The organism is Cobetia sp. 4B (assembly GCF_018831605.1).
Classification (GTDB): domain Bacteria; phylum Pseudomonadota; class Gammaproteobacteria; order Pseudomonadales; family Halomonadaceae; genus Cobetia; species Cobetia amphilecti.
Window position 1 is genome coordinate 2,602,039 of sequence record NZ_CP059843.1, and the last position, 21,723, is coordinate 2,623,761.

18 protein-coding genes are annotated in these 21,723 nt (G+C 61.3%); 4 read left to right on the top strand and 14 right to left on the bottom strand.

The window, feature by feature from the left end; translation table 11 throughout:
- Window positions 1–19: 19 nt before the first annotated feature.
- The 11 genes from H2O77_RS10850 to H2O77_RS10900 form a co-directional block, all read right to left on the bottom strand.
- Window positions 20–1,372 carry an adenylosuccinate lyase family protein gene (locus tag H2O77_RS10850; protein ID WP_215823025.1) on the bottom strand — a complete coding sequence of 451 codons (1,353 nt, stop codon included), beginning with the start codon at window positions 1,370–1,372 and terminating at the stop codon, window positions 20–22.
- Window positions 1,373–1,522: 150 nt separating this feature from the next.
- Entirely contained in the window at window positions 1,523–2,614 is a 1,092-nt protein-coding gene (locus H2O77_RS10855) for a zinc-binding dehydrogenase (protein ID WP_215823026.1), read from the bottom strand.
- A 273-nt stretch (window positions 2,615–2,887) separates the two neighbouring features.
- Window positions 2,888–3,265, bottom strand: coding sequence for a hypothetical protein (locus tag H2O77_RS10860; protein WP_107334499.1), 378 nt, complete (start codon window positions 3,263–3,265; stop codon window positions 2,888–2,890).
- The gene (locus H2O77_RS10865; protein WP_215823027.1) at window positions 3,262–4,119 is read right to left on the bottom strand and encodes an N-acyl homoserine lactonase family protein; all 858 of its coding nucleotides are present in this window, start codon (window positions 4,117–4,119) and stop codon (window positions 3,262–3,264) included. Before H2O77_RS10865 ends, H2O77_RS10860 begins: the two co-directional genes overlap by 4 nt.
- A 514-nt stretch (window positions 4,120–4,633) precedes the next feature.
- On the bottom strand, window positions 4,634–7,144 hold the full coding sequence (locus H2O77_RS10870; protein ID WP_215823028.1) for a CoA transferase: 2,511 nt from the start codon (window positions 7,142–7,144) through the stop codon (window positions 4,634–4,636).
- A 99-nt stretch (window positions 7,145–7,243) separates the two neighbouring features.
- Window positions 7,244–8,881 (bottom strand): BCCT family transporter, encoded by a 1,638-nt coding sequence (locus H2O77_RS10875; protein WP_215823029.1) that lies wholly within the window; start codon window positions 8,879–8,881, stop codon window positions 7,244–7,246.
- 196 nt (window positions 8,882–9,077) lie between these two features.
- Window positions 9,078–9,446, bottom strand: coding sequence for a tautomerase family protein (locus H2O77_RS10880; protein ID WP_215823030.1), 369 nt, complete (start codon window positions 9,444–9,446; stop codon window positions 9,078–9,080).
- Between the two features lie 68 nt (window positions 9,447–9,514).
- Window positions 9,515–10,276 (bottom strand): enoyl-CoA hydratase-related protein, encoded by a 762-nt coding sequence (locus H2O77_RS10885; protein ID WP_131433075.1) that lies wholly within the window; start codon window positions 10,274–10,276, stop codon window positions 9,515–9,517.
- A gap of 156 nt (window positions 10,277–10,432) precedes the next feature.
- On the bottom strand, window positions 10,433–11,845 hold the full coding sequence (locus tag H2O77_RS10890; RefSeq protein ID WP_240548578.1) for a CoA transferase: 1,413 nt from the start codon (window positions 11,843–11,845) through the stop codon (window positions 10,433–10,435).
- Window positions 11,846–11,871: 26 nt separating this feature from the next.
- Window positions 11,872–13,629: a GMC family oxidoreductase N-terminal domain-containing protein gene (locus H2O77_RS10895; RefSeq protein WP_215823032.1), complete on the bottom strand. Its 1,758-nt coding sequence runs from the start codon at window positions 13,627–13,629 to the stop codon at window positions 11,872–11,874.
- 74 nt (window positions 13,630–13,703) lie between these two features.
- Window positions 13,704–15,221 carry a CoA-acylating methylmalonate-semialdehyde dehydrogenase gene (locus H2O77_RS10900; protein WP_107334494.1) on the bottom strand — a complete coding sequence of 506 codons (1,518 nt, stop codon included), beginning with the start codon at window positions 15,219–15,221 and terminating at the stop codon, window positions 13,704–13,706.
- 454 nt (window positions 15,222–15,675) lie between these two features.
- On the opposite strand from H2O77_RS10900, the gene H2O77_RS10905 reads away from it, so the two are divergent.
- The 4 genes from H2O77_RS10905 to H2O77_RS10920 all read left to right on the top strand — a co-directional run bounded on the left by H2O77_RS10905 (window position 15,676) and on the right by H2O77_RS10920 (window position 17,933).
- Window positions 15,676–16,572, top strand: a complete 897-nt coding sequence (locus H2O77_RS10905) for a LysR family transcriptional regulator (RefSeq protein ID WP_215823033.1) — start codon at window positions 15,676–15,678, stop codon at window positions 16,570–16,572.
- A gap of 280 nt (window positions 16,573–16,852) precedes the next feature.
- Complete coding sequence (locus tag H2O77_RS10910) at window positions 16,853–17,221, top strand: PH domain-containing protein (protein ID WP_054557116.1); 369 nt, start codon at window positions 16,853–16,855, stop codon at window positions 17,219–17,221.
- Window positions 17,222–17,307: 86 nt separating this feature from the next.
- Window positions 17,308–17,625 (top strand): hypothetical protein, encoded by a 318-nt coding sequence (locus tag H2O77_RS10915; RefSeq protein WP_215823034.1) that lies wholly within the window; start codon window positions 17,308–17,310, stop codon window positions 17,623–17,625.
- A gap of 131 nt (window positions 17,626–17,756) precedes the next feature.
- Complete coding sequence (locus tag H2O77_RS10920) at window positions 17,757–17,933, top strand: hypothetical protein (RefSeq protein ID WP_159055698.1); 177 nt, start codon at window positions 17,757–17,759, stop codon at window positions 17,931–17,933.
- Between the two features lie 417 nt (window positions 17,934–18,350).
- On the opposite strand, the gene H2O77_RS10925 is transcribed toward H2O77_RS10920, so the two are convergent.
- The 3 genes from H2O77_RS10925 to rfbA all read right to left on the bottom strand — a co-directional run bounded on the left by H2O77_RS10925 (window position 18,351) and on the right by rfbA (window position 21,497).
- Complete coding sequence (locus H2O77_RS10925) at window positions 18,351–19,019, bottom strand: DUF938 domain-containing protein (RefSeq protein WP_215823035.1); 669 nt, start codon at window positions 19,017–19,019, stop codon at window positions 18,351–18,353.
- A 173-nt stretch (window positions 19,020–19,192) separates the two neighbouring features.
- Entirely contained in the window at window positions 19,193–20,245 is a 1,053-nt protein-coding gene (locus H2O77_RS10930) for a glycosyltransferase (protein ID WP_215823036.1), read from the bottom strand.
- Between the two features lie 325 nt (window positions 20,246–20,570).
- Window positions 20,571–21,497: a glucose-1-phosphate thymidylyltransferase RfbA gene (rfbA, locus tag H2O77_RS10935; protein ID WP_215823037.1), complete on the bottom strand. Its 927-nt coding sequence runs from the start codon at window positions 21,495–21,497 to the stop codon at window positions 20,571–20,573.
- Between the last annotated feature and the right edge of the window lie 226 nt (window positions 21,498–21,723).

A 21,723-nucleotide genomic window follows, 5' to 3' on the forward strand; every position in this document is an offset into this window, starting at 1 on the left:
CTTTAATTGGCGCAGAGGGTCAGTCAGCCCGGGCCGACGTCGTCATGCGATCGACGATGGTGGTCGCCATGCCCAGGTAGGAGGCAGGCGACAGCACGGTGGCCAGCTGCTCCGGACTCAGGTGACCGGTGACGGCCGGATTGGCGCACAGCGCGGCATGCAGCGAGATACCGTCACGTTGCGCGTCACGGCAGGCCGCATAGACGACATCGTGGGCTTCCTGACGCCCCATGCCCTTGGCCAGCGCCATCATCGCCGATTCGGCCACGATCAGGCCCTGACTCAGCCCCAGATTCTTCTCCATCTGCTGCGGGAAGACTTCCAGCCCCTCGAGCACGAAGACCGCCTGGGAGACCGCGCAATGGGCAAGCACGAAGGCCTGCGGGAGCCCGATCCACTCGGCATGCCAGGGGCCGGTTGCGCGTTCGAAATCGGCTTCCTGGGCATCCATCAGCAGCGCGGCCGCCTTCTTGACGCCCATGTTGCAGCCACGAATCACCTCGCAGGAGATGGGGTTACGCTTCTGCGGCATGGTGGAAGAGGCTCCGCGGTCCTTGACGAACGGCTCGGACAGCTCGGCAATCTCATCCATGCACATGATCATGATGTCGAAGGCGATCTTGCCCAGCGCTCCGGTCATGAGCGCCAGATGGCAACCGGCTTCGGCAAAGCCATCGCGGGTCGCATGCCAGGGCACCTGCGGCGCATTCAGCCCCAGCTCCTCGGCGAAGGCTGAGGTCAGTGCCTCGGCATTGTGCTCGATGGAGGCCAGCGTGCCGGCAGCGCCCCACAGCTGGGCGTTCAGCACCCGCGGCTGCATCTCGCTCAGGCGGGTACGCGCTCGCCGCACGCCGTCCAGCCAGATGGCGGCCTTGTAGCCGAAGGTCACCGGCAAGGCATGTTGCAGATGCGTGCGCCCCGCCATCACCGTCTCACGATGCTCTCGTGCCAGCGCCGCCAGTGCCTGCTCGACACGCTCAAGGTCGCGATCGATCAATGCCAGACCTTCGCGTATCTGCAGCACGGTGCCGGTATCCATGATGTCCTGGGTCGTCGCCCCCCAGTGCACATAGCCACTGGCCGAGGGGCCGGCGGCTTCGGACAGTTGACGCACCAGTCCCAGTACCGGGTAGCCCACGATGCCGGCGTCGCGTGCCAGGCGCGGCATGTCGACGCGCATCTCGCGCGCGGCGTCATCGATCTGCTGGCCTGCCTGGGCAGGAATGATATCGAGCCGTGCCTGGGCGCGCGCCAGGGCGGCCTCCGCCTGCAGCATGGCGGTTACCCGCGCCTCATCATTGAAGACGGCCTGCATGGCCTCGGAGTGAAACAACGGCGCGAAGAGCTGTGAGTCGGTAATGGAAGCGGTCATGACGATGTCCTGGCGGCTCCCCGGTGACAGGGAGCGCTTGATGGGCCGCGCAAGGGACTCCCCTGTCACGGATCATTGGCTGAGCGGCTGACGAATGAAGAAGCGGATAGAGGCGAGTGGCAGAGACAGCCAGGCTGTCCCTGTGGGCAATCAGCCCTCGTCGCTCATCACGATGGAGGCGCGTGTCACCTTGCGAGCCAGTGAATCGGCCAGCGCATTCTCGACACATTCGAGGGAGTACTCGGTATCCAGCAGCTTCTCGAACGGCAATGTCGTCATGTTGTCGCTGAGGAATTTCAGCGAGTGCCACAGATAGCGAGGCTGGTAGCGCATCACCGGAATGATGGTGACCTGCTGACGGGTGATGAAGCCCGGGTCAACGGCGATGGTCTTGCCCGGCGTGACATTGCCCATCGTCACCAGCTTGCCGCCGCTACGCACCAGCTCGATGCCCTCGACGAACGCTTCCGGGACGCCCGCGACTTCCAGGCAGACATCGGCGCCATTGCCACCGGTCAACTCCTTGAGGCGCTCGATACGCGATTCCTTGCTCGGGTAGTCCTTGAAGTTGATCACGTTGTCGGCGCCGAACTCCCGCGCCAGTACCAGGCGCCCTTCATCGGCGTCGATCACGGTGACAGTCGCGCCCTTGCGATGGGCGATCGCCGTGGCGTAGATGCCGAGGCCACCAGCGCCCTGGACCACGACGTGGTCCTGCATCTTGACCTCCGCCAGATCCAGGCCATAGAAGACCTGTGACAGGGCGCAGTTGGCGCCTGCCGCCAGCTTGTCGGGCACGTTGTCCGGCACCTTGTAGAAGAACTGGCCAGGATGGATGAAGTAGTGGGTAGAGAAGGTAGTGTGGAAGTGCGGCGCTTCCTGGGGGGATCTGGCCCAGAAGCTGTAGGCGTTCTCACACAGGTTCAGCTTGCCGGATTGACAGGCCGGACAGCGCTGGCAGGCGATGAAATAGGTCGCCGCGATGCGGTCGCCCACGGCCAGCGGCACACCGGCATTGTCCGTCGTGACGCCCTCGCCCAGCTGATCGATCACCCCGACGGTCTCATGTCCCAGACCACCGCTCTTCTTGGGATGCTCGCCCTTCCAGATATGCAGCTCTGACCCGCAGACGTTGCTGCACAATACCTTGACCACCACGGCGCCCGGCCCCGGGGCTGGCACATCGAATTCCTGATAGCCCAATTTGCCCGGCTCACTCATCACTGCAATCTTGCCTTTCATGTTCCACCTCTGAATTATGTGTCCAGCTTGCGCGATAAAAATACGGGTACTTGAACAAGACGTCGTACCCGCCAATGGCGCGCTACCCAAACGCAAGACTGGTAAAAAGGGGGCTTTCTGTGGAGCCCGTTCAATTCTCTCTCTCGACTGGCTCTCGACTGGCTCGCGAAAGTTGATCAACAGGCGCTCAACAAGTGCGCAACAGCCCTTTCAATCATGCTCTCAATCGCGCTTTCAACAGCCGCGTAATGACGGGGTGGATCGCCAAAAAAATCAGATCACACCATTCTTGCGTGTTTCCAGGGTTTCCTGGATGGAAATGACCGGCTCATCCCAGGGATGACTGGCAAAGATACTCAGAATCACCTGATCAAGAATCTTCTTGTCACGCACGATGGAAAATTCGACCAGTGTGGAATCCGTCATGTAGGGTTCATCGATATTTCCCGCATAGGTATCGCAGCCGGCACGCGGCGTACAACGCTCGGTACCGGAATGCGAACACCAGGAAACCCCATCATAATTGCCGTACTTCAGGTTGGTCGCCGTCTTGACTGATGCCAACACCTTCTCGAGGTATTCCTCAAGAACAAAGACGCGAACACGGTAGGACTCTACCAGTTGGATGTCGCACGCCACTGAGCTATTCATTCGTAATATCCATCAGTCGATTTGATAAGGGTGCTGAACTGCTCGCCATCATGACCGAACCAGACGTCAGCCTTGCTTGCGGCCGACAGTTTCTTGATGCGCTCGATGGTCTTCATGTAACCGATGGAGTCATAGAGCGTGGCGGGCAGGCGTGCGGGAGGCCCGTAGTTCTCGGCGGAGTAGACCGCGTCGGAGGCCAGGATGATGTTGTTGCTGCCGGCCATCTCGATCTTCAGACCGAGCATCCCGTAGGAATGACCACTGCCGAAGTTGAGAATCTCGATGCCATCCAGCAAGGTAAGGTTGTCTTCTTCCGGCTTGATGATGCGCCAGGCAAGGTTGCTCTTTATCCAGGCATCCATATCAGCCCAGATGAAGCCATCGGCATCACGGTTGTGGGCGTAATGCACCAGGGCGGCATTGAATTCATCCTGATGAACGATGATCTGTGCATTGATGAAAAGCTCGAGACATCCTGAGTGATCAAGATGCAGGTGCGACACCACGACATAGTCGATTTCGCGCGGGTTCATGCCAATCTCTTCGAGTCGGCTGTGCAGATGACAATCCTGACCGTCCACTTCGGCGGTAAAGTGGAGCAGGTTCTGGATCGCCGATGGCCAACGGCCATTCTCGCCCATGCCATCCGGATGGCAGGCAGTATCGAACAATACCTTGCCATCAGGGTGATCAATCAACACGGTATAGACAGGGAATTCGACCAGCGTGTTCGGCTTGTGTGGATCCTGCGCACTGGCGGGATCATGCATGCTGACCATGAAGTTCTTGTCCATCTTCATGCGTCCATTATCCAGCACATAAACCTTGGGATACTGCTTGATCAGGTTGGACATTTCTGTACGACCTCGGCGTTTGGCATGTCGTTATTGTCATAGTTATCGTTGGCGCTCAGGCAATATCGACCCACGCCCAATCAGTGACAAACGCTATTTTTTAATGTTACCCCTTAGGTTTACTTATGTTTGCAAAATGCCACTGCGACGCCCCCCTCTTGTGGCCCGTCACCCCGCATGGCGACTGGGTTCTTGCAGATTGCAAGCAGGTGGGAAGCCTCGGCTATTCAGCATGCAATCCCCCCGTTTTTCCGCCTGCCTGCGACTAATGACGTAGCGCCAGACAACACCTGTGGTGGCTCAGCGCACAGCAGGGTCGTGATGGGTGCAGTTGACCCACTTCGCGAAAGGTTTTCCTGCAGCGCTCACGTACAAGCCGCCTTGAGATCAGCCAGCCGATCAGCACAAAAAAACGCCCCACCTCGTGAATCACGAGATGGGGCGTTGGAACGTCTCAGGCGCTATAGATCGCTTTTGTCGGCGGCCCTCGGTGGACAAGCACCGTATGGCGGGATCAGCTTGGCAGGTACTCCTCACTCCAGCTTTCGGACACCACGCCCTCCTCGATCAACTGATCGATCTCTTCATCGCTGTGATCAAGGCCCTTGAGCACCGAGCGAGTCGAGGCGCCGTATTTCTCGGCCGGCGACAGCGGGTAGATGCGTCCACGCCGCGGACGGATGGCATAGGGGTCAAGCTGGGTGATCTCGTGACCGCTGGGGTGGTCCGAGTAGACCGAGAACGAATAGCTGCCGGCATCGATCCCGGTCCGCTCGCCAGCCGGGTGGACGTTGTAGGAGCGCAATGTCTCCAGGTTCTCGCACACGGCCGCGGCGATATCCGCGGCCTGCAGTCGCTCGACCCAGTCATTGGCTCGCGCGCTGATGAAACGCGGTGCCAGGTAGGCGGCACGCTCCTCACGCGGGATTTCCGGCAATTCTTCCAGTCCCTCGACCTTGCGGAATTTCTCCAGCTCCGATTCATAGGCACTGACCAGCAGGATGCCATCGGAGGCCGAATAGAAACGCGCCAGGTCATCGTAGCCGGTCGCCTCACGACCGGACGGCTCGTCGAACAGGCCACGGCGCTCATAGTCATAGCAGAACGGCAACTGGGCCAGACCGCTCAGTGCCGACAGCGAAGTCTTGATGCGCGAGGTGCGGCCGGTCTTGAGCTTGCGATACAGCGCGGTGGCAATCCCCAGCGACGCGCCAAAGCCGCACATGACATCGATGGTGCCGACGTGGGCGTGCTCTTCCGGGGTGTCCATGCTACCGCCGAAGCGCAGCATGATGCCGGTGGTGGCCTGCACCAGATCGTCATAGCCGAGGTAGTTGGTGCGCGGCCCGGGGAGCACGCCACTGAAGCAGTCCAGCTGACAGAAGACGGCGTCCGGATTCAGCTCGCGCATGGCCTCCTCGCTCAGGCCCATGGAGGCCACCTGCCGGTCGGTGGCATTCCAGACCACCACATCACTCTGGCGAATCAGCTCATCCAGGATGGCGCGCCCGCGGGGCTGTCTGACGTCGGTCAGCAGCGAGCGCTTGGAGCGCATGTGCGACAGGCCGAAGATGACGGTATTCCAGCAGTCATAGAACGGCTTGGCCGGGTCGACCTTGATGACCTCGGCACCGAAGCGCGCCAGATACGCCACCGAGTGCGGCCCGGCGATCACGTTGCACAGGTCCAGAATCTTGACGCCTTCCAGCCAGCCATCGCGGGCATTGCGTGCCCGCACCCGCGGCAGCTTGGTCTCGATGCGGGTCAGCACCGACAGCGCATGGGTGACGCTCACCCAGCGCCGCGGCCTGGGCGTCAACATCTCCTGGCCGCTGTCGGCCATCCACACCATCGGGCCGGGCTGGATCATCAGCCCGAATTCCGGGTCCTCGACCTCGACCATCAGGCCCGCCGTCTCGGCGTGGTCATCGTGGATCCACTCCTGCAGCCAGCGCTGCGGCGCGCCGGGGAACTTGCCCTTGCCGAAGATCTTCTCCCATTCCTTGGAGGTGCGCGTGAGGAAGACTTCCTTCATGCGCGCCGCGATATGGTCCGCCCAGGACTTGGGCAACGGATAGACGCCCAGCGACATGTCGGATTGCCATTCGCTGCTCGGGCGATAGGTATCCGGCTCCTCGCTCATGCCTTCGGCGACCAGCTCATCGTAGAGGCCAAGCACCTTCAGGCAGCGCTTGGCGTGCTCGCGGTGACTCGGACAGACCACATAGAACATGCGGCCATCCTTGCACTTGTAGCTGCGATAGAAGGGATCGAGCAGCTCCTGCAGCTCGTCGTAGTCGAGATTCATCGGCTGGCCTTCGATACGCCGGCGTTCGATCTCCTTCTCGCGCTGGGTCTTGTAGCGCTCCGGCAGGCCCTCGATCTTGATCGAGTTGTAGCAGAGCCCCTCCATCAGCGCGCAGACCAGCGGCACCTCGATCTCATCGCCCATGCCGGTCCGCTCGCGGGCCTGCAGCGCCAGCACCACTGAGGAAGCCGCCAGCATGGTGCCGTAGGCCGAGCCCAGCGGCAGCGGCGAGAAGGACGGGTTGATGCCCATCAGCACCCGGTTGAGGCCCATGTCGGTGAAGACGCCGGAATTGGCGGCGATCACGCTCTCGAAGGCGCGCCAGTCGCGGCGCAGGGTGTCATTGGAGGCAAAGCCGGGAATCGACAGCGTGATCAGCTCATTGCGCTCCTCGCGCAGGGCCTGGAAGTCGATGCCCAGCCGCTTCATGACCCCGGGGCGGAAGCTCTCGATCACGATGTCGGCCTCCTCGATCAGCGCCAGCGCCTGCTCGACGCCCTCCTCTGACTTGAGGTTCAGCGAGACGATCAGCTTGTTGCGATTGAGCGTGGCGTTGGCCGGCGACTGCCACATCGGCCCGCCGGGCGGGTCGACGTGAACCACGGTGGCGCCCAGGTCGGCGAGGATCATGGCGACGGCCGGGCCCGCCATGTATTGACCGAAATCGATGACCTTGACGTCAGTCAGCGGCAGGCGGGTTTCGGAGTGGGTTGTCATCGGTGCGATCCTTCTGTCCGGGGGGCATGCGGGTTGCGTCAGCCCCGGTGAGCGTCATGTGTTGAGAGCATGTATTGAGAGAGACAGGAAAAAGTGCACTCAGCGAGGCTTGGCGTCATCGCGCGGGCTGGGGGTCTCCAGCACCAGATGCGGTTCGAGCACCTTGCGCGCGAAGTCCTGGCGCAACCAGCGCACCAGCGACCAGGTCAGGATGAACAGTACCGGAATCATCGGCAGCGCGACCACGATGGTGGAAGTCTGCACCGCCTTGAGGCCGCCCAGCTGGATCAATGCCACCCCGACACCGGCGATCAGGAAGGCCCAGATCAGGCGCACGCTGCGCTTGGGCTCCTGATAGCCGGAGAGCTCACGCGTGGTCACCGACGCCAGCACATAGGCCGAGCTGTCCAGGGTGGTGGCGAGGAAGATGAAGCACAGCAGGATGAAGCTTGCGGTGATCAGCTCGGAGAACGGCAGCGTGGCGAGAATCGCGGACACGGCACCGGGGATACCGCCGTCGCTTAGCGCAGCCGCGACATCCAGGGTGCCACTCACCTGCAGGTCCAGCGCATAGCCGCCCCAGACAGCGAAGAACACCCAGCAGCCCAGCGAGCCGAACACCAGCTCGGCGATGATCAGCTCACGGATGGTGCGCCCCCGCGAGATACGGGCGACGAACAGCCCCATCATCGGTGCGTAGGCGATCCACCAGGCCCAGTAGAAGACGGTCCAGTCCTTCCAGAAGGTCGAATCGCCCACCGGGTCGGTCCACAGGCTCATGGTCACGAAGCTCGACAGCATGGTGCCGAGACTGTTGACCCAGCCTTCCACCATGAACAGCGACGGCCCGGCGATGAAGGTGAAGGCCAGCAAGGCGATGGCCAGAATCACGTTGATGTCGGAGAGAATCTTGATGCCCTTGGCCAGCCCGAACCAGACACTGGCGGAGAAGATCGCCGTCCAGATCAGCAGCACTCCCAGATTGAGCGCAAAGGACGGCTCGATGCCCAGCAGGTCTCCGAGCAGTCGTGATACCAGCGGCACCGCCAGCCCCAGCGAGGTGCCGACACCGCCGACGATGCCGAACACCACCACGGCATCCAGCAACACGCCCCACCAGCCATCGGCACGCTTGCCGAGCACGCCGCTGGAGGCCACGGACAGACGCACGCCCGGGCGGTTGCGCACATACATGGAATAGGCGATGGGAATCGCCGGCAGGCAATAGAACGCCCAGGGCGTCAGCCCCCAGTGAAACTGGCCATAGGCCAACGCCCACTCGGCGGCCGCATCACTGCCGGCCTTGACGTCAAATGGCGGGCCGGTGAAATAGTAGATCGGCTCGACCCACGCCCAGTTGACGATGGCGATACCGATGCCGCCGGCGAAGATCATCGCGACCCAACTGAAATACGAGAACTCCGGTGTGTCCTGCGGGCCGCCCAGACGGACGTTGCCGTAGCGGCTGAACGCCAGACCGATCAGGAACACGACGACGGAGAAGCCCGCCAGCAGGTAAAGCCAGCCAAAATTGCCGGTCGCGAAGGCGAAGGCCGCATTGACGGCAGCCTCACCGGATTCGGGGAACAGGATGATGGGAATGATGAGGCCAGCGATGACGAGCACCGAGGGCAGGAAAACCCGCCAGTCGATCTCGTCGCGGGCCTTGTGGGAGGCACGGGGCTCGCGTGTCGGGCTCCCGCTGCCGGAAGACGTCTTGGGCGCAGAACTGCTCATGTTGATCACCGTTATTGTGGTTATGCGATTCGGTGTTTAGGCGAGGTCCACCGCGATTGGCGTATCGCTGGTGGACCACTCAACGCATGTTGTTGAAAGGGTATGGCTGTCTAAAGCCGAAATCTCTGACACGTCACATCGATTGCCGCCACTTCTCAGACACGGCATAAACGATGCCGAGGCTCATCCGCCCCGCTCAATCGGGACAGAATTGCGCAATGCCATCCTCGAATGACCAATCGATATCGTGATTCTCCGAGATCGTGATCAGGACGTTGCCGGGGGCAATCCCCGGGTTTCTGGCCAGCGCCTCGACCACTCTGGCGTAGAACGCCTTCTTGGCCTGGTCCGGCTTCCCGCTGCGCATCACCAGATGCATCATCACGCGGTCCTGATCGCGTGACTGGAATTCGAGGTCCTGATCGGCACATTCATGGATCACCTGGTAGCGATCATCTGCCGGGAAATCCAGGGTCTCGATGACGGCGGCATTGACCTCATCGGCAATCGCCTTGCGATAAGCATCAGACTTGCCTTTCAGAACATTGATCGTGACAAAGGGCATCATTGCCTCCGCTGGCACCCGGGCAAGGGGTGCGGTGAATGAACATCGAATTTGCCAGACCCCGGGGCCTAGCGATGACGGAAGACCGGCGCACGCTTGGCAACGAAGGCGCTCATGCCCTCCTTCTGGCCCTCGGTCGCGAAGGCGGCCTGAAAGAGCAGACGCTCTTGACGAAGCCCCTCATTGAGCGGGGTCTCGAATGCCGTGTTGACGGCTGACTTGGCCATCTTGACCGCCGGCGTGTTGTAGCCCGCGATGGTATGCGCGGCCTCGAGCGCGTTCTGCATCAACTCATCCTTGGGCACGACCCGCGCCACCAGGCCAATCTCCTTGGCCTCCTGAGCGCCGATGTTGCGGCCGGTCAAGACCATATCCATCGTCATCGCCTTGCCGACCGAGCGGGCCAGGCGCTGTGATCCGCCGATGCCCGGCAGAATGCCCAGCTTGATTTCAGGTTGGCCAAACTGGGCGTCTTCCGAGGCGATGATGAAGTCGCACAGCAGGGCCAGTTCACAGCCGCCACCGAGGGCAAAACCACTGACGGCGGCGATGATCGGCTTGGAAATCCTGCGCACCTCGTCCCAGGGCGAGAGAAAGTCATCCATGTAGAAATCAGTGAAAGACTTCTCGGCCATTTCCTCGATGTCCGCACCGGCGGCAAAGGCGCGGGGATTGCCGGTGATGACGATGGCGCCGATGCCCGGGTCGGCGTCCAGCTCGCGGAGGACCGCCAGCGTCTCCTCGGCCAATTGGCGGTTGAGCGCATTCAGGCTTTTCGGGCGATTGAGGATGATCAACCCGACGCGCTCGCGGCGCTCGACGACGATCATCTCGAGAGTTTCCGGCTCCGGCGCGTCAGACGCCGACTGTTTGGCCTGGGGTTGCGATTTCACCATCTTGTTCATTCTTGTCTCCCGATGTCGGGTGGCGTCACTCTGGCGTGAGCCCTGGCGTAACTTCTGCGTAAATTCGGCCAAGCCGCTTACTTACTGCGCATCGCAGGACGTTGCGGTACTGGGCGATGACGCGTCACTGGATGACGAGGCGTCTGGCGCTGCGCCGCGCGTTTTCGTGGCGCTACCTGATGACTTGCGAGCCGGACGGGCCTTGTGTGCGCTGCCATTCTCGCTGCGATGCTCGACTGTCTGTTCGCTACCATTCTCAACAGGCTGTCCGCCGTCTTTCTGGCGGTCAGATTCGGGAAGATGATAGGCACCATGGCGTGCCATCAACTCGTCCAGAATCGCCTCGCGATGCTGGCCAAGGCCCGGCGCACTGCAGGGCACCTGACTGTCGATGTCCCGGCGCCCCGTGAGCTTGATCGGATTGCCCGCCGTCCTGAATGGCTTGCCGGCCTTGCCCTGGACCTGAACGATCATGTTGCGGGCCTTCAGCTGCGGGTGATCGAACAGCTTGTCGATGGTATTGATCGGCGAGCACGGCACGCCCTCCTCATTGAGCAGATCCACCCAATGCTGAACCGGCTGCTGCACCAGGATCCTCTCCATCTCGATCACCAGTTCCGGACGATTCCTGCAGCGCATGTCGTTGCTGAGAAAACGCGGATCGAAGGCCAACCGCGCCGCACCGATGGCATCGGCCATCAACAGGAACAAGGTGTCGTTGCCGGCCGCGATGACGAGCTTGCCATCCTGCGCATTGAAGCTTTCAAACGGCGCCAGCGAAGGATGGCAATCGCCGGTGCGATGCGGCACCTTGCCCTCGATATCGAAGCGCGCCAGCGCCGTTTCCATCAGCGCCGCCTGGCAGTCGAGCATGCCGATATCCACCCGCGTGCCCTGGGCATCCCGGGTGCGGCTATAGAGCGATGCGAGAATGCCCACCGCGGCAAACAGCGCCGCGCTCAGGTCACCAAAGCTGGTCCCCACGCGGGCGGGCTCACCGTCAGGCCAGCCGGTCAGGCTCATGATGCCGCCCATGGCCTGCACGACCATGTCGTAGCCGGGCAGTTCGCTGAAGGGGCCGGTGTGCCCGAAGCCCGAGATCGAGGAATAGATCAGGTGAGGATGAGTTCTGGCCAGGCGCTCAGGGCCATAGCCCAGGCGGTCCATCACCCCGGGGCGGAAGTTCTCCACCAGCACATCCGCCTCATCCAGCAGGCGCTCAAGCAGCTCGCGGTCACGAGGCGACTTGATGTCCAGCACGATGCTTTCCTTGTTGCGGTTGAAGCAGCTGAAATAGGCGCTTTCTCCCTCCACGAAGGGACCGAATTCGCGGGTATCGTCTCCGGTCCCGATCTTCTCCACCTTGATGACACGTGCGCCCAGGTCAGCCAGCACCATGGTGCAATAAGGCCCGGCGAGTACCCGTGAGAAATCCAGCACGGTGATCCCGTCCAGTGGCCCCTTCTTGAGTTCCGTCTGCGTCGAGATGGCCATCGGTCAACTCCCAAAGTCGTGGCGTATTACTGTGCGTTCAGGATCCATCCCGCGGCTTTTTCCGCGATCATCAGGGTCGGCGAGTTGGTATTGCCGCTCACGATGGTCGGCATGATGCCGGCATCGGCCACCCGCAAACCCTGGATACCGCGCACACGCAGACGGCTGTCGACCACCGCCATCGGGTCATCCGCGCGCCCCATGCGCGTGGTGCCCACCGGATGGAAGATGGTGGTGCCAATATCGCCGGCCAGCCTGGCGAGCTCTTCATCAGTCTGGTATTCGACCCCCGGCTTGATCTCCTCGGGCTTGTAGCGCGCAAAGGCAGGCTGGGAGGCGATACGCCGCGTGACCCGCAAGGAATCGGCCGCGACCTTGCGGTCTTCTTCCGTGCTCAGGTAGTTGGGCGCGATGGCCGGGGCCTGACGCGGGTCGGCGCTCTGCAGACGCACCGTGCCACGGCTGGTGGGGTTGAGATTGCAGACACTCGCGGTGATCGCCGGGAAGGGATGCAACGGCTGCCCGAAGGCCTCGAGGCTCAGCGGCTGGACGTGGTACTGGATATTGGGGTGGGCGTAGTCATCGCTGCTGCGCGTGAAGGCCCCCAGCTGCGACGGCGCCATGCTCATCGGCCCGGAACGCTTGAACAGGTACTGCATGCCGATGCCCATCTTGCCCAGCAAGGTGCTGGCCATGGCGTTCAGGGTCTTGGCATTGGTGACCTTGTAGACCGAGCGGATCTGCAGGTGGTCCTGCAGGTTCTCGCCGACGCCGGGCAGGTCCTTCACCACCTCGACGCCATGCTCCTCCAGCAGTGCCCTGGGCCCGACGCCCGAAACCTGCAGCAGATGTGGCGAGCCGATGGCGCCGGCACACAGCACGACCTCACGCTTCGCCGAGAGGTTGATGACCTTGCCGTCACGCACGACCTGCAGCCCCGTGCAGCGCAGATCGGTAGCTTCTTTCGCCGCCCCTGTTTCAGCCCCCATGCCCTGCTCGCCGCCCTCAAACAGCAGACGATTGACCTGGGTGGAATGCCACAGTGTCAGGTTGCTGCGCTTGAGCGCGGGGCGCAGGAAGGCCTTGGCCGTGTTCCAACGCCAGCCCGCACGCTGGTTGACCTCGAAATAGGCCACCCCTTCATTGCTGCCGCGGTTGAAATCCTTGGTGCGCGGAATGCCGGCCTGCTCGGCCGCACTGGCGAAGTCATCCAGCACTTCCCAGTTGAGGCGTTGACGCTCGACGCGCCACTCCCCGCCGTGACCGTGGAAATCACGCTGCTCGGGGTCACTGCTGGCGCCGTCATCCAGTAGCGCGTGATCCTCGTGACGCATGAAGTCAGCCAGACACTGCTCCCAACGCCACTCGTCGTCTCCGGACACCTCGGCCCAGTGATCGTAATCCCGCGCCTGGCCGCGCATGTAGATCATGCCGTTGATGCTGGAACAGCCGCCCAGCGTCTTGCCGCGCGGATAGATCAGCGAACGGCCGTTGAGTCCCTTGTCCGGCTCGGTGCGGAACATCCAGTCGGTGCGCGGATTGTTGATGCAGTACAGATAGCCCACCGGAATGTGAATCCAGTGGTAGTTGTCACGTCCGCCCGCCTCGACCAGCAACACGCGGTGGTCAGGGTTGGCGCTGAGGCGATTGGCCATCAGGCAGCCGGCGGAACCGGCGCCCACGATGATGTAATCGAATTCAGAGAGATCGTCGCCCGGTTTGGCGGGGCGAGCGTCCTGCTCGCCCTCCGGGGATCGATGCGGGTTGTTCTTGTTGTCTGACATGGCGCGTCCCTCTCCAGACAGCTGGCGTATGCTGGTAGATAACCAGAATGCAGATGACCGCAGTCGCGAGCGACTTACTTGGCCGTCGGCATGGCGAATTCGGCACCGGCATCGATGGAATCCGACCAGCGCTGCATGATGGACTTCTGCTTGGTATAGAAACGCACACCCTCTTCTCCGTAGGCGTGGGTATCCCCGAACAGGGAGCTCTTCCAGCCACCGAAACCGTGCCAGGCCATCGGGACCGGAATCGGCACGTTGATGCCGACCATGCCGACCTGAATGCGGCGCCCGAATTCCCGCGCGACACTGCCGCTCTCGGTGAAGCAGCTCACGCCGTTGCCGAATTCGTGGTCATTGATCAGCTGGATGGCGGTCGCGACGTCCGGCACGCGGACACAGGCCAGGACCGGGCCGAAGATCTCTTCCTTGTAGATGGTCATGTCCGGCGTGACGTGATCGAACAGCGTGCCGCCCATCCAGAAGCCTTCAGTGCTGTCGCCGCCGATGTCGTTGCCGGTGAATTCACGCCCGTCGACGATCATCTCGGCGCCTTCCGCGACGCCCTTTTCGATGTAACCGCAGATACGCTCATGCGCCTGACGGGTGACGATCGGGCCCATCTCGGCATCCAGGTTCATGCCGTCCTTGATCTTGAGCTCGCGGGCACGCTCGGCCAGACGCGGCACCAGGGTGTCCGCCACATCGCCCACCATCACCGCGACGCTGATGGCCATGCAGCGCTCGCCGGCGGAGCCGTAGGCCGCGCCGATCAGGGCATCCACCGCCTTGTCGAGATTGGCGTCCGGCATCACCACCATGTGGTTCTTGGCGCCACCCAGTGCCTGGATGCGCTTGCCGTGACGTGCGCCGCGCTCATAGATCAGGTTGGCGATCGGGGTCGAGCCCACGAAGGACAGGGCGCGCACCTTGGGGTGATCGATCAGCGCCTCGACGGAATCCTTGTCGCCCTGCACCACATTGAAGACGCCATCCGGCAGGCCCGCCTGCTTGAGCAGGTCCGCCATCATCAGCGAGGCGCTGGGGTCCAGCGGGCTCGGCTTGAGCACGAAGCTGTTGCCTGCCGCGATGGCGACCGGGAACATCCACATCGGCACCATCACCGGGAAGTTGAACGGCGTGATGCCGGCGACGACGCCCAGCGGCTGGCGCATCGTCCAGTTGTCGATGCCGGTGCTGACCTGGTCGGTGAAGTCACCCTTGAGCAGCTGCGGGATACCGCAGGCGAATTCGACGATATCGATGCCGCGTGCCACTTCGCCCTGGGCGTCGGTGAACACCTTGCCGTGCTCGCGGGTGATCGCCTCCGCCAGTTCGTCCTTATGCTCGTTGAGCAGCGCGAGGAACTTGAACATCACTCGGGCACGGCGAATCGGCGGCGTGTCGGCCCAGGCCGGGAAAGCGGCGTCGGCAGCAGCCACGGCGGCATCGACATCACTGTTGCGTGCCAGCGCGACCTGGCCGGTCACCTTGCCGGTGGCCGGGTTGAAGACATCCTGAGTGGCGCTGGAATCGCCTCGGGTCACCTGGCCGTTGATGAAATGCTGGATAGCGTTGGCTGCTGTCGTCATGGTGCTGATCTCCGCTGGCGGTGTTTTATAGGAATAAGCCTGTGTAATGCACATGTCTGGCGCTGAAGGTCCTTCGCCTGGTCAATGACGAACGAGGACATGCCATCAGCAGGTGTTCATGAAATTACGCCGCCACGCGCAGGGTGCAATTGAGTAATTCTTGGGTGAGATATAACGATTGCTGATATCCGATTTCGCTCAGAAATTTCTCCGCTTCCCTCGAGAACCAGAGCAACAGTTAAGCGTTTACAATCAATCAGTTACAACGGAAAAGCAGGAAGAGGTTTCGACAGCGGTAGGCGCTTCGATCACGAGGCCTATCCCGAGTGAGCACGGCTTACCGCGACCAATGGCCAATAGGTGGCAGCGAACGCATTCAGGCCACAATGCGTGATGCAGGGCCAGCAGCACGCGTCTCGCCGGCCAGAAAATGCCAAACACATGGATGTCACTGATGCAGGATCTGTCCCGACTCAACGCCTTTGTCACCGTGGCGCGCACCGGCAGCGTGTCGCGAGCGGCGCAGGCGTTGCACCTCACCCAGCCCGCGATCAGCCTCAAGCTCAAGCAATTGCAGGAAGGCCTGGGATTGAGCCTGTTCGAGCGTCACCCCCATGGCCTGTTGTTGACGGCCGATGGCCAGGCCTTGCTGCCCAGTGCCGAGAAGACCCTGGCCAGCGCGCGTGGCTTCGAGCAGGCCGCCGCGGCACTGCACAGCACAGTGCGCGGCAAGCTGCGCATCGGCACCATCGTCGACCCGGAGTTCATTCGTCTGGGCAGCTTGCTGCGCCATCTGCTGGAACGCGCACCCAATCTGGAAACGGAACTCCATCACGGCATGAGCGGCTGCGTCCTCAAGGCACTGCGCCAGAATGAGCTGGAAATCGGCTTCTACCTCGCTCCCCCCGGAGAAGGACCACGCGATGACTCCCTCTGTTATCGCGAGCTGGCATTCTTCGACTACTTCATTCTCGCCCCCAGCGGCTGGTCAGCGCGCCTGACGGAGACTGACTGGCCCTCCCTGGCCGCCCTGCCGTGGATCGTGACGCCGGAAAATTCCGTTCACTCACGCCTGCTGGCGCATGCCATGCGTGACAGTCAGTGCTCTCCTCACCGCGTAGCGCAGGTGGATCAGGAAGTCTGCATGCTGGACCTGGTGCGCGCCGGCGTCGGGCTGACACTGGCCCGTGATGTGTTGGCGCTGGCCGAGCGTCAGGAACGTGGCCTCAATATCGTGCCGGATACCCGCCTGCCCTGCGCCTTGAGCGTGGTATGGCGTCACGACAAGCAACACGAACCCTGTGTCGAAGCCGCTCTGCAAAGTCTCGAAGAGGTCTGGCCGGCTGAGTGAAGGAAGGAGGACTCCCGAGATCGGACAGCAAGCGTCATGCTGACCAGAGCGGCAGGTGTGAATTCCGGCGTTCTCCCTTCTTGCACGGCCATGCAGCACACTTGATCGCCTCGGAGCTCTGGTGTCAGGGCGCGGGGCTACTCCGTTGGCGCGGGATGGATTATTCTAGTCGTGATACTGAAAAAGCCGCATGTCCCGCCAGAGGCCGAGGGATGGCCCTTTCTCATGCGTTAGCGAAGTATCCCCAGATGGCAGCACTGTCGAATCACAAGGTAATACAATGATAGATTTCAATAACAAAGGCTTTTTTAAACTCAAACAGAACGATGAATATGCCGAACGCGTCAATGACCTGCTGATCGATGGCGAAGAAATCATTTCAGCCTATAAATCAATGCGTGACGGGGTCGTGTTTACCAACAAGCGTATTATCGCTGTCAATGTTCAAGGATTGACGGGCAGCAAGAAAGACTTCACCTCCCTCCCTTACAAGAAGATTGAAACCTATTCCATCGAAACTTCCGGCACCTTTGATCTTGATTCAGAGCTCACGATCTATTTCTCGGCACTCGGTACGGTGAGATTTGAATTTACCGGCAAGACACGCCTTACCGAAATCTCGCAAGTCATCACCACCTATGTGTGTTGACTCCCTGCTGCTTCAGATGTGAATTCCTTTGATCAAACGGGGTTACCCAGATGAGTGACATGTCAGTCGACCAATTCGAAGAAAGCATGAAACGCGAACTCGACAAGTTCGTGCGAAGTACCAACAGAACCGCCAGCTCAACCTCCCGTGAGTCCGCTCCCCGCGCGCGTCCTGAAGCACCACGCGCCAGAGAGACCACCACTCCCCTCAAGGGACTGCGGGTGACGCTTGGCGTAAAGCAGAAGCGGCTGGCATTGGAAGTGCCCTTCACGGTGCAGACCGACAGCATCTCGCGAATGGAAGCGCGCATCCATGCCGAGAAAGCGGCACGCAAGGCCGGCTGGAAGATCATCAGCCATGTGATCGACTGGAATGATACCGAGCGAGAACCCGACGTTCGCTGATACCTCGGCCACTTCGCCTGAGGGGGCGACATCGGTTGCGCCACTAGCCCATATCGAGATTACCGAAAGGCAATCACACCTTGGGCGGCATAGGCTCTGTAGACACACTCACGGTCTAGAGGGGTATGCGCATGAAACACTTCGATTCATTGTTCTCGCTGTTCGCGGCGGTCCTGTTGTCAGCCCTCCTGCCCTTTACTATGGAAAGTGACGCAAGGTCTGCCTCTCACGACCCGCAACCTTTCTCATCCCCTCTGGCAGAAGGCTCGCTCAAGGAAGACGACGGCGGCGAGACGCCAGACGCGTGAGTTACCGACCTTGCGCTGCCCTGATGTATGGCAAACGTGCTCGGCCTCTCGCGAAGCGATCACCTGGAAACGTCCGCCCCGGTAAACGCCACATTCCTCGACACTGCCCGCTGAACCACCTCCCAGGCCGACGCAAGCAAAATTTTTTTATGGCATTCGCCACGCGGCAGAAGGTCTGTGATATTTGCCGTTTGATGTCAGTCAGGTTGGTAGCATCAATACATACATAGGTAGATAGATAGCGGCCATTATTGAAGGTGAGTCGGGGATTCAAGCGCTTGCGCACTCCCGTGCAGCCGCATTTCCTTCGCCAAGACACGACAATGCCCCGACCTGGCGACAGGGCGGGGCATTGTCGTAGTGAATGGGCCACATGAGGTGAACTCACCACCTCTGACGGCCCGCTGACCGCTAGCGCTAACGCCGAAACACCACACTCAGATTGTTCGCCGGCATCTCGACCACCTTGTCGAGCCGCAAGCCGTTGCGCTCCGCTTCCTCGATGACCGTCTCCAGATCACGCACGCCCCATAGCGGGTTGCGGCTTTTGAGCTGCACATCAAAGCCTTCGTTGCTCGGCGCCGTGTGCTGCCCTCCCCGCTTGTAGGGGCCGTAGAGATACAGCACGCCGTCCTTCGGGAGGCGCCGACCGGCCTGCAACATTAGCTCGGATGTGACCCGCCACGGCGAGATGTGGATCAGATTGATCGCCACCAGCGCATCGCATGCCACCTCAGGCCACTCGGCCTGTACATCCAGCGTGATCGGCGCCTTGAGGTTGGGCAGTGCGGCTTCGGCGCGCCAGTCCGCGATGGATTCCAAGGCACGCGGGCTGGCATCACTGGGCTGCCACTCCAGATGAGGCAATCCGTGGGCGAAATGCACGGCGTGCTCGCCACTGCCACTGGCCAGCTCCAGCACCTGACGTCGCTGTGCCAGCACATCCCGCAGGACATCAAGAATCACGTCACGATTGCGAGCGACCGCCGGGCTGGCGAGACGCTGGCTGTGCGCCACCTCGGCATCCTTCTGTGACGACTGCGACGCAACGCTTGGCAAGTCATCGGGTAACTCGGGGGTGGCCATGCAGCACTCCTTTCAACAGGGCAAATGACTCAGAACGAAAAGATGGCTAGATCATAACAAAGCGCCGCACCCCTGAGGGGCACGGCGCTTGAGCAAACAGTGATTGGATCGGGGCATTTCGGACAGGTTATCTCGTTCGGGCTATCTGAATCAGGCCATTACAGATGACTACGCTAGCGGGCACGCGCCACCGTCGAACGCGCGCGCCAGAAATCCAGTACCCGCAGCGGGTCGCCCACTTCATGGGCCTTGTGTTGCGCGTTGTGCGCCATGGCACGCGTCGCATCACGATCACCCAGCAGACGCTCGAGGGCGGCAGTCCATTCTGCCGGGGCATCCCCGACCAACAGGCCATCGACGCCGTCCTCGATCAAATCCACATAGGGCGCCCGGCGACTGTAGATGCCCACCCCGCCCATGCGGGTGATATCGAGAAATCGCAGCCAGGAAGCAGCACGGTTGTCGGAATTCTCCATCAAGGGCGCCAGACCGATGGCGATCCGGCGCCGCGAGCAATAATCCTGAAAGGCCTCCCAGCTGACGGCCTCCATCGTCTTGAGGCGGGGAATATCGCTGAGCGCCAGCGGCAGGTGGCGGCCCATCATCAGTTCCACCTCACTGTCCGAATGCCGCGTCTGGATATCGCGCAGCACGGGAGCCAGTGTGAGGATGTCCTCACGATGCGCCAGAGTGCCGTGAAAGCCGATGCACCAATCGCTCTGCTCGAGATGGTGAAGATCCGGCAGCTTGCCGGTCAGTGGCGGCGTCAACAGGCTGACTTTGGGATGCAGGCTCGCCAGAGCGGCCTCCAGCTGCTCGCTGACCACGACGACCTCATCCGCCAGCGCGAACAATCGCTGCTGCAACTGAGCCGCTTCAGACTCAGAGCCTGCTTCAGGGGGGGAGGTGCCCTGCTCCGCTGCCAACAGCTCAGGCGAATACAGATGATCGACGAGGTAGCAGATACGACCGAGCTGCTCACGGTGTGCTTCCAGCATCTCGATCCATTCCCGCCCCAGGCTACGCGCGATCAGCAGGCAGGCGCCGGTAAGGCGCGCCTGGGCAAGCTTGGGGGAGAACTTCCAGCGGCGGGTTTCAAAACGCTCGACACGTGTGCCTTCCTTGCGCAACGCGGCCATGGCAGGCAGGAAAAAGTAGATATCTTCCAGCGCCTGGGCTTCATCACTGAGTACGATCCAACGAGGAGTGGTCGGGAAGGCGGTCATGTCAGTCTCCTTTACTCGAGGCATTCATGGTCCCGGCACGTTCGGCGTGACCGCCAAACAAGCGCGAGCGAGAGCACACACTGACTCTGGGACGCTTACTTTGAGCTTAATGATTTCTGGGCATCACACCACTCAAATTTTGCTGGTGTGTAGCGGATGTAATCAACGTGTTACCTGCGTTGGGCGCTGAATCGTCGCTGGCAGTGGCAGATTGGACGGCCCCAAGACCAGAAACGACAAGGCCCGCAGGGTAAGCTGCGGGCCTTGTGGGTTGATGAACCCGATGTCGAACCAGGTCATTTGCCTTGCGTAAAGCTGACTCTCATCACGCCACGCGTATCAGTTCGTGGCGGTCTTCACCGAGTGCCGTGGCACGGCGAACATCCTCCAGTCGCTTGAGCAGGTACTGGCCATAGCCAGTCTTACTGAGACGCTGGCCGAGCGCGAACATCTCATCGTCATCGATCCAGCCATTGCCCCAGGCGATCTCTTCCAGACAGGCGATCTTGAGCCCCTGACGATGCTCGATGGTCTGCACGTACTGCCCCGCCTCCAGCAGGCTGTCATGCGTGCCGGTATCCAGCCAGGCGAAGCCACGCCCCAAGCGCTCGACATGCAGGTCGCCCCGCTCCAGATAGGCATTGTTGATGCAGGTGATTTCCAGCTCCCCCCGAGAGGAAGGCTTGACGCGCTTGGCGATCTCCACGACGTCGTTGTCGTAGAAATAAAGGCCGGTCACCGCAAAGGGCGAACGAGGATGGGCAGGCTTTTCTTCGATGGAAAGCGCCTTGCCCTGCTCGTCGAACTCCACCACGCCAAAGCGCTCCGGGTCCTGCACCAGATACCCGAAGACGGTCGCCCCCGTGGCGCGTGACGCGGCATGCTTGAGCTGACCCGTGAAGTTGGGGCCATGGAAGATGTTGTCCCCCAGCACCAGGCACACAGCATCATCACCGATGAAGTCCTCGGCGATCAGGAAAGCCTGAGCCAGCCCGTCCGGACTAGGCTGCACGGCATATTCAAAGCGAACGCCATATTGCTCACCACTGCCCAGCAGCTGCTGATACTGCGGCAAGTCCTCAGGCGTCGAGATGATCATGATGTCCTGGATGCCGGCCAACATCAGGACCGAGGCGGGATAGAAGATCATCGGCTTGTCGTAGATAGGCAGCAACTGCTTTGAAACGCCTAACGTGATCGGGTGCAAGCGAGTGCCGGAGCCCCCCGCGAGAATGATGCCTTTCCGTGCCATGTTACGCTCCCTGTCCCTGCTGAATTTCCGCTGTCGTCGCGGATCAGTCAGTGCCTACGCTCCCAGACCCAGCGAACTGACAAGCTCACCGGGCTCCCTGACGCAGCATCTGATTCAGCTCATAGCGTAAACAGCAAGAAGGCAGCCTGCAGCATGGTTTTCGCCGCAAGATTGCGCATTTTATTGCTATTTATACTGCTTATCAAAATATCACTAAATCAATATA